14 protein-coding genes are annotated in these 14,633 nt (G+C 66.1%); 9 read left to right on the top strand and 5 right to left on the bottom strand.

From position 1 onward, the window contains the following. Positions 1 to 4 precede the first annotated feature (4 nt). Positions 5 to 1,228: a penicillin-binding protein activator gene (locus ACQR1I_RS29520; protein ID WP_434869602.1), complete on the bottom strand. Its 1,224-nt coding sequence runs from the start codon at positions 1,226 to 1,228 to the stop codon at positions 5 to 7. Between the two features lie 299 nt (positions 1,229 to 1,527). On the opposite strand from ACQR1I_RS29520, the gene rsmI reads away from it, so the two are divergent. The 4 genes from rsmI to ACQR1I_RS29500 all read left to right on the top strand — a co-directional run bounded on the left by rsmI (position 1,528) and on the right by ACQR1I_RS29500 (position 4,810). Further along, on the top strand, positions 1,528 to 2,487 hold the full coding sequence (gene rsmI, locus ACQR1I_RS29515; protein WP_434869601.1) for a 16S rRNA (cytidine(1402)-2'-O)-methyltransferase: 960 nt from the start codon (positions 1,528 to 1,530) through the stop codon (positions 2,485 to 2,487). Next, complete coding sequence (locus tag ACQR1I_RS29510; protein ID WP_434869600.1) at positions 2,474 to 2,908, top strand: YraN family protein; 435 nt, start codon at positions 2,474 to 2,476, stop codon at positions 2,906 to 2,908. Before rsmI ends, ACQR1I_RS29510 begins: the two co-directional genes overlap by 14 nt. 33 nt (positions 2,909 to 2,941) lie before the next feature. Then, positions 2,942 to 3,883, top strand: coding sequence for a glutathione synthase (gene gshB, locus ACQR1I_RS29505; RefSeq protein ID WP_434869599.1), 942 nt, complete (start codon positions 2,942 to 2,944; stop codon positions 3,881 to 3,883). A 111-nt stretch (positions 3,884 to 3,994) separates the two neighbouring features. After that, entirely contained in the window at positions 3,995 to 4,810 is an 816-nt protein-coding gene (locus ACQR1I_RS29500; protein ID WP_434869598.1) for an exodeoxyribonuclease III, read from the top strand. 13 nt (positions 4,811 to 4,823) lie between these two features. On the opposite strand, the gene ACQR1I_RS29495 is transcribed toward ACQR1I_RS29500, so the two are convergent. Continuing rightward, on the bottom strand, positions 4,824 to 5,267 hold the full coding sequence (locus ACQR1I_RS29495; RefSeq protein ID WP_434869597.1) for a cyclic nucleotide-binding domain-containing protein: 444 nt from the start codon (positions 5,265 to 5,267) through the stop codon (positions 4,824 to 4,826). A gap of 66 nt (positions 5,268 to 5,333) precedes the next feature. Continuing rightward, positions 5,334 to 6,020 (bottom strand): response regulator transcription factor, encoded by a 687-nt coding sequence (locus ACQR1I_RS29490; protein ID WP_006612692.1) that lies wholly within the window; start codon positions 6,018 to 6,020, stop codon positions 5,334 to 5,336. A gap of 277 nt (positions 6,021 to 6,297) precedes the next feature. Here ACQR1I_RS29490 and ACQR1I_RS29485 point away from each other — a divergent pair, with 277 nt between their 5' ends. Beyond that, positions 6,298 to 6,819: a L,D-transpeptidase family protein gene (locus ACQR1I_RS29485; RefSeq protein WP_434869596.1), complete on the top strand. Its 522-nt coding sequence runs from the start codon at positions 6,298 to 6,300 to the stop codon at positions 6,817 to 6,819. A 21-nt stretch (positions 6,820 to 6,840) separates the two neighbouring features. Further along, positions 6,841 to 7,629, top strand: coding sequence for a 2-keto-4-pentenoate hydratase (locus ACQR1I_RS29480; RefSeq protein WP_434869595.1), 789 nt, complete (start codon positions 6,841 to 6,843; stop codon positions 7,627 to 7,629). A gap of 8 nt (positions 7,630 to 7,637) precedes the next feature. On the opposite strand, the gene ACQR1I_RS29475 is transcribed toward ACQR1I_RS29480, so the two are convergent. Beyond that, positions 7,638 to 8,321 (bottom strand): YggS family pyridoxal phosphate-dependent enzyme, encoded by a 684-nt coding sequence (locus ACQR1I_RS29475; protein ID WP_434869594.1) that lies wholly within the window; start codon positions 8,319 to 8,321, stop codon positions 7,638 to 7,640. 107 nt (positions 8,322 to 8,428) lie between these two features. Here ACQR1I_RS29475 and ACQR1I_RS29470 point away from each other — a divergent pair, with 107 nt between their 5' ends. After that, on the top strand, positions 8,429 to 10,126 hold the full coding sequence (locus ACQR1I_RS29470) for a sensor domain-containing diguanylate cyclase (RefSeq protein WP_434869593.1): 1,698 nt from the start codon (positions 8,429 to 8,431) through the stop codon (positions 10,124 to 10,126). A gap of 20 nt (positions 10,127 to 10,146) precedes the next feature. Here the strand turns inward: ACQR1I_RS29470 and ACQR1I_RS29465 are convergent, their stop codons facing one another. Further along, positions 10,147 to 11,133 carry a GGDEF domain-containing protein gene (locus ACQR1I_RS29465; protein WP_434869772.1) on the bottom strand — a complete coding sequence of 329 codons (987 nt, stop codon included), beginning with the start codon at positions 11,131 to 11,133 and terminating at the stop codon, positions 10,147 to 10,149. A gap of 325 nt (positions 11,134 to 11,458) precedes the next feature. Between ACQR1I_RS29465 and leuS the strand changes: the two genes are divergently transcribed. Next, on the top strand, positions 11,459 to 14,083 hold the full coding sequence (gene leuS, locus ACQR1I_RS29460) for a leucine--tRNA ligase (RefSeq protein WP_434869592.1): 2,625 nt from the start codon (positions 11,459 to 11,461) through the stop codon (positions 14,081 to 14,083). Further along, a complete protein-coding gene (gene lptE, locus ACQR1I_RS29455) occupies positions 14,070 to 14,621 on the top strand; it encodes an LPS assembly lipoprotein LptE (RefSeq protein WP_434869591.1) in 552 nt (183 codons plus the stop codon). The genes leuS and lptE overlap by 14 nt, the downstream gene beginning before the upstream one ends. Positions 14,622 to 14,633: the final 12 nt, after the last annotated feature.

The following is a 14,633-nucleotide window of genomic DNA, read 5'->3' as shown; positions in this document are numbered from 1 at the left end:
CGCGTCAGGTCGCGCTGAAGCTCTTTGGAGCACCGGCGACCGCCTGGCCGCCGCCGGAGCCGACTCGCATGACTGCGAGTCCGCGCTCGTTGGTGCCGTCGCTGCGGAACCGGAACAGGCCGTCGATGCCGGCGAAGCCGGAGGCGTTGGTGAGCACGTCCGGCGCAAAGCGCTGCGTGCCCTGGGTGCGCGCCAACGCGGCGACCAGCGCCACCGCGTCATAGGCGAGCGTCGCCGTGCGCACGGGATCGCCGCCGAACCGGGTGCGGTAGCGGCCGGCAAAGGCACGGAAGCCGGCAGGATCCGGCGCCGCATACAGGCCGCCCTGCAGGCTGGCGCTGCCATAGACCCGCGGATTGTCCCACAGCCCGGTGCCGAGCATCTGGATGTTGCGCAGGTTCGCACCCGCTGTCGTCAACGCGTCCGCCGTGGCGACGACGGACTCGCCATCATCCGCCAGCAGCAGCGCATCGGCGCCACCGAGCGCCTGCGCGACCGCGCGCGCCTGCATGGTGCGATCGCCGGAATATTTCTCGAACGCCACGATCCGTCCGCCGCGCCGGCTGACCGCGGTCTTGAACGCGCCCTCGACAACCGTGCCATAGGCATTGTCCGGCAGCAGCGCCGCGAACGAGCGTTTGCCGACGCTTGCGGAGTAGTCGACGATGCGCGTGGCATCGGACTCCGGCAGGAAGCTCAGCAGATAGACGCCGCGCCCGGCCACGCTCGAATCGGTCGAGAAGGCGATCACGGAGATGTTGCGGGTGCGCGCCACCTGCGCCACCGCCGGCACTGATCCCGCGAACAGCGGCCCGAGGATGATCTCCGCGCCTTCGTCGGAAGCCTGCTGGGCACCTTGCTGCGCGCCTTGCGGACTGCCGGCGTCGTCCTTGATCAGCAGCTGGATGTTCGGGTTCTGGAATTCGGCGAGCGCCATCTCGGCGGCGTTCTTCATCGATTGCGCGGCAATGCCGGCATTGCCCGAGGCCGACAGCGGCAAAATCAGCCCGACCCTGACCTGACCGTTGCCGGCGACGGCCGGCTGCTGCGGCGGTCCGGCGGGGGCCGTGGGCTGCTCGAATGGGTTGGGAAACTGACCCATGCTCTGCTGCACGTTGGAGCAGGCCGACAGCAGCGGCGCGCCGACGATCAGCCCAAGCGCCGTTCGCCGGGCAACCAGAGGGGCTCCCGGCTTGGCATGAGAATTGGGATGACGCGGGCCAGTCATGGCATCTCTTCGCTCGGCCGAGACCGGCCAGAAGTTCCCCGATCGCACGCCCCGAGGCTGTGCGAATAATTCATATTGTCGACGAATAGTTAAGCAAAACAAAAGGCTGTCTGGGCAACACCCGCGATCAAATCGACGTTTTGCACGCTCTATCCCCTGCTCACGGCCACCCTCTTCAGTGCGGCTTCGTCCTTGAATCCCCCATGAACGGTGAAACCCCGGACCGGCCCGGAACTTCAATTTCGGCGCACGATCGTTCACCGGTGGCATTCCCGCGTCCGCCCCTTTAAATTACCGCGATGGGCGCCAAGGCAATCCCGAACATGCCGCCGGACGACGGCAAATCTTCCACCACGTCTACCTATCTGGTGGCGGGACAGCGCGTCGCGGCACCGAAGACGCGGCCGGGCCTCTATCTCGTGGCCACGCCGATCGGCAATCTCGGTGACATCACCTTGCGCGCGCTGGGAACGCTGGCCGGCGCCGACGTCATCTTCTGCGAGGACACGCGGATCACGCGGCGGCTGACCGAACGCTACGGCCTGGGTGCGGAACTCGCCGCCTATCATGAGCACAATGCCGAGGCTGTCCGGCCGAAGATTCTGCAGCGCCTGGCGGACGGCGCCGCCATTGCGCTCGTATCCGACGCCGGCACGCCGCTGATCTCCGATCCCGGCTACAAGCTGGTGCGCGCCGCCTGCGAGGCCGGTCTCGCCGTGACCGCGCTGCCGGGGCCATCGGCCGTGCTGGCAGCACTGAGCGTCGCCGCCCTGCCGACGGATCGCTTCTTCTTCGAGGGTTTCCTGCCGGCCAAGCAACAGGCGCGGCGCACAAGGCTGGCTGAGCTGGCGCGTGTCGAGGCGACACTGGTGCTGTTCGAAGCCGGCAGCCGCGTGCAGGAGACGCTGGCGGATCTCGCCGAGGCCATGGCGGGACGACAGGCTGCGATCTGCCGCGAGCTCACCAAGCTGCACGAAGAGGTGCAGCGCGGCTCGGTTGGCGAACTCGCAGCACATGCCGATGGGCTCGAGACGCGTGGCGAGTTCGTGCTGGTGATCGGACCACCGCCGCGCGACGCCGAAATCATGACCGACGGCGCCCTCGACGCGCTGCTCACCGATCTGCTGCAGCGGTCGAGCGTCAAGGACGCCGTGATGCATGCAGTCGAGCTGTCGCGCCGGCCGCGGCGCGAGGTCTATGCGCGTGCACTGGCGCTTGCCAAGGACGTGCGCGCGGGAGCGGGCGATGGCGAAGACTGAGCCCGCCGCCGACAAGCCCGCCAAGGCTGCGACGCCCAAAAAGGAAACGAAAACCGCTGCGCCCGAGCGTGTCGCGGCGTTCCGCACCGGGGTGTCGGCCGAGGCTCGCGCGGCCGCGCTGCTGATCGCCAAGGGCTACCGCATCCTCGCCAAGCGTTTCCGCACGCCGCATGGCGAGATCGACATCATCGCGCGCAAGCGCGGCCTCGTCGCCTTCGTCGAGGTCAAGGCACGCGCCTCGCTCGACGACGCGGCCTATGCGGTGACGCCGCGCCAGCAGCAGCGCATCATCGATGCCGCGCAGGCCTGGCTGATGGCGCATCCCGACCATGCCGAATTCGAGCTCCGCTTCGACGCGATTCTGGTTGCGCCGCGCAGCCTGCCACGCCATCTCATGGCTGCCTTCGATGCCAGCCCCTGACACGATCCACTGCAGACAGACCGGGACCCGCCCATGAAACTCAACGTCGCCGTCCAGATGGACCCCATCGCGCGCATCAACATCCGCGGCGACTCGACGTTTGCGATGCTGCTCGAGGCGCAGCGCCGCGGTCACGGCCTCAGCTACTACACGCCGGACAAGCTCTCATTGCGTGGCGAGGAGCTGTACGCGCCGGTGCAGGCCCTGACCGTGCGCGACCAGGTCGGCGACCATTTCACGCTGGGCGAGCCGAAGCCGACGGCGTTGACCTCGTTCGATGTCGTGCTGCTGCGGCAGGATCCGCCGTTCGACCTCGCCTACATCACCTCGACGCATTTCCTCGAGCGCATTCATCCGAAGACGCTGGTGGTCAACGATCCCGCCAGCGTGCGCAACGCGCCGGAAAAGCTGTTCGTCATGAACTTCCCACAGCTGATGCCGCCGACGCTGATTTCGCGCGATCTCGACGAGATCAACGCGTTCCGCGATCAGCACGGCGCCGTTGTGATGAAGCCGCTGCACGGCCATGGCGGCGCGGCGGTATTCCGGGTGATGCCGCAGGACATGAATTTCGGCTCGCTGTTCGACATGTTTTCGGTGACCTTCAAGGAGCCCTGGGTGATCCAGCGCTTCCTCCCCGAGGTGAAGCATGGCGACAAGCGCATCATCCTGGTCGACGGCGAGTTTGCCGGCGCCGTCAATCGCGTGCCGGCCGCCGACGATCTGCGCTCCAACATGGTGCGCGGCGGTGCCGCCCAAGCCACCGACCTCAGTGCCCGCGAGCGCGAGATCTGCGACACGCTGGGTCCGGAGCTGCGCGCCCGCGGCCTGCTGCTGGTCGGCATCGACGTCATCGACGGCAACCTCACCGAGATCAACGTGACCTCGCCCACCGGCATCCGCGCGATCTCCCGCCTCGGCGGCCCCGACATCGCCGCGCGCGTGTGGGATGTGATCGAGAGCAAGCGACGCTGAGCCAGGCTCGACATAGCTGGGGATAAACCCGATCGATGCGGTCATTGCGAAGCGGCGGTCGTAGGGCGCCACGGCTGACGCCGCCGCATTCCATGCTATCACGCCCGTCTCATGCGTCTCGTCCTGACCACCTGGAACATCAACTCGGTGCGCCTGCGCATCGACCTCGTCGCCAAGTTCATCAAGCAGGTGCGGCCAGATGTGCTGTGCCTGCAGGAAACCAAGTGCATCGACGATGCCTTCCCGCTGAAGCGCTTCAAGCGGCTCGGCTATGAGCATGTCGCGCTGAACGGGCAGAAGGGCTATCACGGTGTCGCCGTGATCTCGCGCTGGCCGTTCGAGAGCACCAACGTCCGCACCTTCTGCGACAAGGTGGATTCGCGCCACATCACCGTGGCGTTCGGCGAGAAGGCGCAGCTGGCGCGGCCGCTGGTGCTGCATAATTTCTACGTGCCGGCGGGCGGCGACATTCCCGACCCCGCACTCAATCCGAAGTTCGAGCACAAGCTGCAATTCCTCGACGAGATGAAGGCGTGCGAGCCGCTGCATCCGCGCGGCGACGACCGCCACATCCTGGTCGGCGATCTCAACGTCGCGCCGCATGAGCACGACGTCTGGTCGCACAAGCAGCTGTTGAAGGTGGTGTCGCACACGCCGATCGAGACCGAGAAGCTGCTCGCGGCGCAGAATCACGGCGACTGGATCGACGTCGCGCGCGAGCGCATTCCGATGTCCGAGAAGGTCTACACCTGGTGGAGCTATCGCGCCGCGGACTGGACGGTCGGCGACCGCGGCCGAAGGCTCGACCACATCTGGGTGTCACGCGCGCTGAAGGACGGGATTTCCGACTTCCGGATCCTGCGCGACGCGCGTAGCTGGGAGCGCCCGTCCGACCATGTACCGGTCACGGTGACGCTCGACGTCTAGCCCAGGCCCGCCCTCACGAGGTGAGCTTGGCGCCGGCTTTCAGAATGTCGCCGGCAAGCCGCGTCGCCCGGTTGGCGAACTCGTCGCGCAGTCGCCGCGCGGCCATGGCGTCGCTTTCCAGCACGCGCTGGAACAGGCTGCGGGACACCCGCACGACGGTGGAATATTCGAGGGCTGTCGCGGTGGCCGGCCGGCGCATCTCGACCAGCAGCGCCAGCTCGCCGATCAGCATGCCCGGCTTGGCGACGACTTCGGCGCCGACCTCGTCGCTGATCCGCAGCGAGCCGCGCTGCACGACATAACCGCAATCGGCGGTGTCGCCCTCGCGGAACAGCGCCTCACCGCTCTGGATGTTACGCTGCTCGGACCCGATCGCGATCATGCGCAGCGAATCGCTTCCCAACAGGCGCAGGGTCGGGACGCGCTCCAACAGCGCAATATCGTCTTCGATCGACATCGAGAGCCCGGGGAAGGCGGAATGGAACCAATATCATAGACGGCAAACCGCCAATCCCCGAACGTATCACGGCACCAGCTTGTAGCCACCGGCCTCCGTCACCAGAATCTCTGGATTAGCGGCATCTTTCTCGATTTTCTGCCGCAGACGGTAAATATGCGTCTCCAAGGTGTGGGTGGTGACGCCGGAATTGTAGCCCCACACCTCCTGCAGCAGGGTCTCGCGCGACACCGGCTGCTGCCCGGCCCGGTACAGGAAGCGCAGGATCGCGGTTTCCTTTTCCGTCAGCCTAACCTTGCGCGCATTGGCGCCGGTCAGCATCTTCGAGCCCGGACGGAAGCTGTAGGGACCGACCGAGAACACCGCGTCCTCGCTGGCCTCGTGCTGGCGCAGCTGGGCGCGGATGCGCGCCAGCAGCACGGCGAATCGGAACGGCTTGGCGACGTAGTCATTGGCGCCGGATTCGAGGCCGAGAATCGTATCGGAATCGGTGTCGTGTCCGGTCAGCATGATGATCGGGGCCTTGAAGCCGCCCTTGCGCAGGGACCGCACCACCTCACGGCCGTCGGTGTCGGGGAGGCCGACATCCATCAGCACCAGATCGGGAGAGTTCGCCTTTGCCGCGCTGGCGCCCTTGGCGCCGGTGTCCACCGCCTGAGCCTCGAACTCGTCGTGCAGCGACAGCTGCTCCATCAGTGTGTCGCGCAGATCGGTGTCGTCATCAACGATCAGGATCTTGCGGGCATTGGCCATTGGTACAAATCCTCTTGCTGGCGCCGGCGGGATCGGATGATGGCGCCTTCGACGGTGGGCAAAACAGGCTCAATAAGCCTTGTTTCGTCTTGAAGTAGGGGGCTGTTACCGATTCACAAGCGCCTGACACTCTACTCCACATTTCGGGACGGATTGAGGTGAATGTCTCATCCGCTCCCGCCACGGACCATTTGCCGACATTAAGGCAATTGACGGGCAATGCATGGCAATGAAAAGGCACGTTGTTTCAAGTCGTTATGAGAAGGGCGCCGTTGACATGCCAGCGACCCGCATCCGAATCCGCACCGCTGCCGGGACTCGGCAGCGTGGCTGGCTCGAGGTTTCGGGGCGAATCATTCCGGTCGCGCTGGGCCGCGGTGGCATCCTGGCCAACAAGCGCGAAGGCGATGGCGGCACGCCCCGCGGCACCTTCTACCCGCGCCAGTTGTGGTGGCGGGCCGACCGCCACCCGCGGCCGACAACGCGCCTCGCTATCCGGCCGATCGGGCCCGAAGACGCCTGGTGCGAGGACCCGGCCGACCGCCGCTACAACCGGCCGTTCCGGCTGCGCGGCGACCAGCCCGGCGACCGGCTGGCGCGCGGCGACCATCTCTACGACTTCATCATCGAGATCGACCACAACACCCGGCCGCGCATCGCCGGTCGCGGCAGCGCCGTGTTCCTGCATCTGGCGCGGCCGAATTTCGGTCCGACGGCCGGCTGCGTCGCGATGACCCGCCCGGCGATGCTGCGGCTGTTGCAAAGGATCGGCCCGCGCACCAGGATCATCATCGAATAAAGAGATTGAGGGGAGGACAGCATGCGCACGCCGGACCAGACCGCGGCGGCTTCGGAGATCCTGCGCGGGCACTGGCGCGATGGCCGCAAGCTCGCCGACCTGCCCGCCGATCTCAGGCCGCGCGACCGTGCCGAAGGCTACGCGGTGCAGGCCGCGCTCGAACAGCACTCCAAGGCGCCGTTGTACGGCTGGAAGATCGCCGCGACCAGTGAAGCCGGGCAGCGGCACATCAACGTCGCCGGGCCGCTCGCCGGTCGCATCCTCGCCGAGACCGTGCTGCCGGACGGCGGCACCGCGTCGATGGCCGGCAATGCGATGCGCGTCGCCGAGCCGGAATTCGCCTTCCGGTTCGGCGCGGATCTGCCGCCGCGCGCGACGCCTTATGATGTCGCCGAGGTGCTCGCCGCGGTCGCGACGCTGCATCCGGCGATCGAGATCCCGGACTCGCGGTTCGCAGATTTCGTCAGCGCCGGCGAGGCGCAGCTGATCGCCGACAATGCCTGCGCGCATCTGTTCGTGCTCGGCGCGCCCACCACCGCGGACTGGCGCAGCCGCGACCTGGTTGAGGAGCGGCCGCGCATCACCGTCAGCGGCCGCGACTTCATCGGACATGGCCGCAACGTGCTGGGCGATCCCCGCGTCGCGCTCGCCTGGCTGGTCAACGAGGTCAGCGCACTCGGCATGCCCCTGCGGGCGGGACAGGTGGTGACGACGGGCACCTGTCATCCGCCGCTGCCGATCGGCACGGGCGATGACATGGTCGCAGATTTCGGCGACCTGGGACGGGTGTCGGTGCGCTTCGGCGAGTGAGCCCGCCGTCAGCGGTGGCCGAAGATCGCCGATCCCACGCGCACATGGGTGGCGCCGAACTGGATCGCGATGGCGAAATCGGCGCTCATGCCCATCGACAGGTTGGCAAGGCCGTTGCGCGCGGCGATCTTCGCCGTCAGCGCGAAATGCGGCCCCGGCGCCTCGTCGACCGGCGGAATGCACATCAGGCCTGAGATCTCGAGCCCATAATCCGTGCGGCAAGCCGCAAGGAACGCGTCGGCCTCGCCGGGCGCGATCCCAGCCTTCTGCGGTTCCTCGCCGGTGTTGATCTGGACGAACAGCTGCGGATGCCGGCCCTGGGCGGCGATCTCCTTCGCCAGAGCCGCGCACAGGCTGGCACGATCGACCGAATGAATGGCGTCGAACAGTGCCACCGCCTCCTTGGCCTTGTTGGACTGCAGCGGCCCGATCAGGTGCAGCAACAGCCCCGGATGCGCCGTCATCAGCGCCGGCCATTTGCCCTTGGCCTCCTGCACCCGGTTCTCGCCGAACACGCGCTGTCCCGCCGTGATGACCGGTTCGATCGCCTCGGCCGCGAAGGTCTTCGACACTGCGATCAGCGTCACGGACGAGCGTTCCCGCTTGGCGTCGTGGCAGGCGCGCAAGATCTCCTGCTCGACGGCGGCAAGCGCGGATCGGGACGGCGGGGTTACGGCGGGGGCATCGGTCACGAGGATATCCGGCGGTAGATTTACGGGGTTGGCTGCAATTTTACGGAGTTCGAGAAAGGGTTCTTGAACCCTTCTCCCTACCTTGCGCGACGGGGTAGGGGGAAGAAATGCCAAGCATCCGCTTCAACCGCAATAGAGTGAAGCTGAACCGGCTGTTGGGGATCCGTGCACGTCTGGCATTGCTGGCGGTGATCCTGGTGGCGCCGTTGATGCTGGAACGCGCCAGGTCGCTCGAAAGTGCCAGAACGCGGCAGATTGCGCTGGCGTCCGACGAATTCTTCAACATCGCCCGACAGAGCGCCGACATGCAGCGCGAGGTCATCATGTCGGTCGAGACGGTGCTGAAATCCACCGCCTATGTCCGCGCCTCCGCAACCGGCGTCAGCCGCAGCTGCGACATGCTGCGCGCCAGCCTGCCGGCCACGCTGCCCTGGATCCGCACCCTGATGATCGCCGGCCGCGACGGCCGCATCCAGTGCTCCACCAACAATCAATATGTCGGCCTCGATTTCAGCGACCGGCCCTATTTCCGCGGCGCGCAGGAAGCGCGCGACTTCGTGTTCAGCGACTACCTGCTGTCCAAGCCGGCACAAATGCCGATCGTCATGGCGGCGTATCCGGTCGGCGCCATCACCGGCGAGCCGGACGCGGTGATGCTGGCGAGCGTGAACCTGGAATGGATGTCCAAGATCATGAGCAATCTTGGCGGTCGCCCGGGTATCACGGCGGTGCTGATCGACAGCGAGGGAACCGTGCTGGCGGCGCCGGCGGGCAGCACCGACCTGATCGGCCGGCCGCTCGACAGCGTGCCGCTGCTCTCGGCCGTCGCCGAGACCGCCATGAGCTCGGACAAGCCGACCGATACGGTCTCGTTCAGGGCTGCCGACGGGTCGAAACGTGCGATCACCTTCACGCGCATCGCCGACACGGGGTCACGCCTGATCGTCAGCATCGACGAAACGCGGGTGACGGCCGCGATCGACCGCGACATCCGCACCGCCTATCTGCAGGCCGGACTTGTCTGCCTGATCGTGCTGCTCGGCGCGCTCATCGCAGCCGAGAAGCTGATCGTGCGGCCCGTCAGCATGCTCGCGGCCACCGCCAAGCGCTTCGGCCATGGCCAGTGGTCCGCGCGCGTCGCCACCAAGCACCTGCCGTCGGAATTCGTACCGCTGGCGAAGTCGTTCAATGCGATGGCCGCCAAGCTCGGACAGCGCGAGCGCGAGCTGATCGCCGCCAATGACCGCCTCACCGTGATGGCGTCGATCGACATGCTCTCGGGCCTCGCCAACCGCCGCGGCTTCCAGAATCACATCGACCTGGAGTGGACCCGCGCCGAGCAGGCCGGCAGCGAGCTGTCCTTGCTGATGATCGATGTCGATCATTTCAAGCTCTACAACGACACCTATGGCCATCCGGAAGGCGACGCGTGCCTGTCACGGCTCGGCGAAACCCTGTCGCAAATCGCCGGGGCGACCGCTGCTTTTGCCGGGCGCTACGGCGGCGAGGAATTCTGCCTGCTGGTGCCCGGCATCAGCGCGCAGCAGGCGTTCGTCATCGGCGAGCAGGTGCGGTATGCCGTGCTCGACATGGAGCTGCCGCATGCAACGTCGGCGCATCGCTGCGTCACCGTGAGCGTGGGCGTCGCCTCTGCGCGGCCGCAGGAGGCGCTGTCGCCGGCCGATCTGATCGAAGCCGCCGATGCGGCGCTTTATGCCGCCAAGCGACAGGGCCGCAACACGGTGGTCGCGCATGGCTTCGAAGATGGCGCCAAGGACTGGAGCGGTGTCGCACGCGCTGGATGAGATGCGGCGCCTTTCGATGATCAGCCGACCGCGAGCTTGCGGTCGAGCTCGAGCTCGGTGACGACGCGGTTGCGGCCGAGCTTCTTGGCCAGATACAGCGCCCGGTCGCAGCGATCGATCAAATCGGCCATCGCCTCGCCGAACTGGAACTGGCCGACGCCGATCGACACCGTGATTTGCGGCAGCACCTCGCCGGTCGAGCGTCGCGTGAACTGACAGTCGGCAATGGTGCGGCGGATGCGCTCGGCGATGACGGTGCAGCCCTCGAGGTCGGTCTGTGGCAGCACCGCGATCAGCTCCTCGCCGCCATAGCGCGCCGGCAGATCCTTCTCGCGCACCCGCTCGCGCAGCGCCTTGGCCACCAGGCGCAACACCTGATCGCCGACGCCATGACCGTAATTGTCGTTGAACTTCTTGAAGTGATCGACGTCGATCAGGAGGATGCTGAACGGCTCGTCACGTTCCATCGCCTCGACCTGGGCGTGACGGAAGAACTCCTCGAGCGCGCGGCGGTTCGGCAGTCCGGTCAGCGTATCGGTGCGCGCGCGCTGCTCCGACTTGTTGAGCGAGTCGCGGATGGTGTCGAGCTCGCGCGACTTCTCGGCAAAGCTTGCTTCGAGCTTCGCTGCGCGCGCGGTCGCCTGGGCGAGCTCGCTGACGAGGTTCTCGATCAGGATCTTCGGATCGACGCCCTGCTCGCTGCGCTCGGCGACGTCGTCGATCGCGGCCATGTGCGTGCGGTTGTCGGCAATCGCGGCCGTCAGATAACTTTTGGCCGAGTCCATCACGCCATGCAACTGTTGCGAGACTTTATGGACGACGGCTGCTTCCGTTCCCTGCTGGCCGATATAGGTGTCGAACAGCGCCTGGTTCGTGGTCTTGTCAAACTTGCGCTTGTTGCTGACGAGGATGTCGACGGCGCGCTTCAGGTCCGACGCCGAGCCCAGCGAGTACTTGAACCACAGATGGAAGTTGTTCGGCGTCGGTGGAACGCGCTGCTGAGCCATGGATTTCATGGCCTGTTCCGCGACAGTCGTCGCGTACTCGAAGTCAAGCTCGTCGAACGTAGCGCCGGACACGATGTGGAGCGATCCCAGATGCGGGCTGATGCCTCGATGTATGCACTCAGTCTCCCATTCAAGTCTTAACCGTGCCTCAACCCGACCTCCGACACCCCGGCCGCATCGTGCAAAAAATACTCGCGATTACCAGCGCTTAGCAGGTGCACGAAATGGTATCATCATCTGCCGCCCCATTGACCGACGTGCTGCTTTTGTGGCCTAGTCCGCCGTCGAAAAACGACGCGAATCCTCGAAAATTATAAGCGATTCCATGACATCCGAACGCTACAACGCCCGTGAAGCCGAGCCGCGCTGGCAGCGCCAGTGGGACGAAAAGGCGATCTTCGCCACCAAGAACAACGATCCGCGTCCGAAATACTACGTACTCGAGATGTTTCCCTATCCGTCGGGACGCATCCATATCGGCCATGTCCGTAATTATACGCTCGGTGACGTCTTGGCGCGGTTCATGCGCGCCAAGGGCTTCAACGTACTGCATCCGATGGGCTGGGATGCTTTCGGCCTGCCGGCGGAGAACGCCGCGATCGAGCGCAAGGTGGCGCCGAAGGCGTGGACCTACGACAACATCGCGGCGATGAAGAAGCAGCTGCGCTCGATCGGCCTGTCGCTCGATTGGGCCCGCGAGTTCGCCACCTGCGACCCGTCCTACTACAAGCACCAGCAGAAGATGTTTCTCGACTTCATGCAGTCGGGGCTGGTGGAGCGCGAGAAGCGCAAGGTGAACTGGGATCCGGTCGACATGACCGTGCTCGCCAACGAGCAGGTGATCGACGGCCGCGGCTGGCGCTCCGGTGCGGTGGTCGAACAACGTGAGATGAACCAGTGGGTGTTCAAGATCACGAAGTACTCGCAGGAATTGCTGGACGCGCTCGACGGCCTGGACCGCTGGCCGGACAAGGTGCGGCTGATGCAGCGCAACTGGATCGGCCGCTCCGAAGGCCTGCTGATCCGCTTCGCGCTGGATCCCAAGACCACGCCCGCCGCTGAGACCGACCTGAAGATCTTCACCACGCGGCCGGACACGCTGTTCGGCGCCAAGTTCATGGCGATCTCCGCCGACCATCCGCTGGCGCAGGCTGCGGCTGCCAAGAACCCCGAGCTCGCCGCGTTCATCGCCGAGATCAAGCGCATCGGCACCGCGCAGGAGGCGATCGACACCGCCGAGAAGCAGGGCTTCGACACCGGCATCCGCGCCGTGCATCCGTTCGACCCGAGCTGGAGCTTGCCGGTCTATGTCGCGAACTTCGTGCTGATGGAGTACGGCACCGGCGCCATCTTCGGCTGCCCGGCGCATGACCAGCGCGACCTCGACTTCGTCAACAAATACGGCCTCGGCAACACGCCGGTGGTCTGCCCCGAGGGACAGGACCCGGCGAGCTTCGTCATCACCGACACCGCGTTCGACGGCGACGGCCGCCTGATCAATTCGCGCTTCCTCGACGGCATGACCATCGCGCAGGCCAAGGAAGAGGTGGCGAAGCGGCTGGAGACCGAGCAGCGCGGCGGCGCGGCCGTCGGCGAGCGTCAGGTCAATTTCCGCCTGCGCGACTGGGGCATCTCACGCCAGCGCTATTGGGGCTGCCCGATCCCGGTGATCCACTGCGCCAAGTGCGACGTGGTGCCGGTGCCGGCGAAGGACCTGCCGGTGGTGCTGCCGGACGACGTCAGCTTCGACAAGCCGGGCAACGCGCTCGATCATCATCCGAGCTGGAAGCACGTCACCTGTCCGAAGTGCGGGGCTAAGGCGACGCGTGAAACCGACACCATGGACACCTTCGTCGACTCGTCCTGGTACTTCGCGCGCTTCACCGATCCGTGGAACGAGACCGCGCCGACGACGCCCGATGTGGCCAACCGGATGATGCCGGTCGACCAGTATATCGGCGGCGTCGAGCACGCGATCCTGCATCTGCTCTACAGCCGTTTCTTCACCCGGGCGATGAAGGCGACCGGCCACGTCGCCATGGACGAGCCGTTCGCCGGCATGTTCACCCAGGGCATGGTGGTGCACGAGACCTATCAGAAGGCCGACGGCACCTACGTCAACCCGGCCGAGGTCAAGATCGAGATCGGCGGCAACGGCCGGCGCGCGGTGCTGACCGCGACCGGCGAGGACATCAATATCGGCCCGATCGAGAAGATGTCGAAGTCGAAGAAGAACACCGTCGACCCCGACGACATCATCGAGAGCTACGGCGCCGACGTCGCGCGCTGGTTCATGCTGTCGGACTCGCCGCCCGATCGCGACGTGATCTGGAGCGACGAGCGGGTCCAGGGCGCGGCGCGGTTCGTCCAGCGACTGTGGCGGCTGGTCAACGAATCGGTCGCAGCGTCAGCCGAGGCCCCCTCCTCCCGCCCAGCCACCTTCGGCGCCGACGCGCTGGCGCTGCGCAAGGCCGCGCATGGCGCGCTGGACAAGGTCACCGGCGGCATCGAGCGGCTGCACTTCAACGTCTGCCTGGCGCATATCCGCGAATTCGCCAACGCGCTGGCCGACGTATTGGCCCGGCCGGCCAAGCCGGTGCCGGACCTGGCCTGGGCCATCCGCGAGGCGGCTGACATCCTGGTGCAGCTGTTCTCGCCGATGATGCCGCATCTGGCCGAGGAATGCTGGCAGGTGCTAGGACATTCTGGGCTGATCTCGGAGGCGCCCTGGCCGCAAATCGAACGAGATTTGCTGGTTGAGGACACCATGACCTTGGTCGTCCAGGTCAACGGCAAGAAGCGCGGGGAAGTCACAGTCGCCAGCAACGCGCAGAATCCGGAAATTGAGTCTGCCGTTTTGGCGCTCGATGCAGTAAAACTGGCGCTCGACGGCAAGCCCGTCCGCAAGGTGATCATCGTTCCCAAGAGGATCGTGAATGTCGTCGGTTAGGTTTCGGATCGCTGCACGCCTGGTCGCCGTGGCCGCTCTGGCCGGGCTGACGGCTGGCTGCTTCCAGCCGATGTATGCCGAGCATGCCGACGGCACCCCGGCGCTGCGCGACAAGCTGGCGGGTATCGAGCTGCCGCCGGTCGACAAGCCAAACGCCTCCCCGGAGGCGCGCATCGGCGTCGGCATCCGCAATGCGCTCGCCTTCAAGCTCTACGGCACCGCGACCGGCTCGGCGCCCACGCACAAGCTGGTGCTGAGGTTCCAGGCAGGCCGGTCGTCGCTGATCATCTCGCAGGCCACGGGCCTGCCGACCACCGAGAATGTCAGCATCGACGCGCAGTACAATCTGGTCGACCTGGCCACCAACAAATCGGTCATGACCGGAACGACCTTCGCGCGGACCTCCTACGACATTCCCGGATCGTATCAGCGCTTCGCCCGTCAGCGCGCGTTCAACGAAGCCGAGGATCGCGCTGCCGAGGAGGTCGCTGAGAAGATCAAGACCCGGCTCGCGGCGTTCTTCACCGCGGGCACCTGACGCGCGGCTGAC

Source organism: Bradyrhizobium sp. HKCCYLS2038 (genome assembly GCF_051167655.1).
In the GTDB taxonomy this organism is placed as follows: Bacteria; Pseudomonadota; Alphaproteobacteria; order Rhizobiales; family Xanthobacteraceae; genus Bradyrhizobium.
The sequence above is the reverse complement of the archived record's forward strand: the minus strand, read 5'-3'. Positions and strand labels throughout refer to the sequence as shown.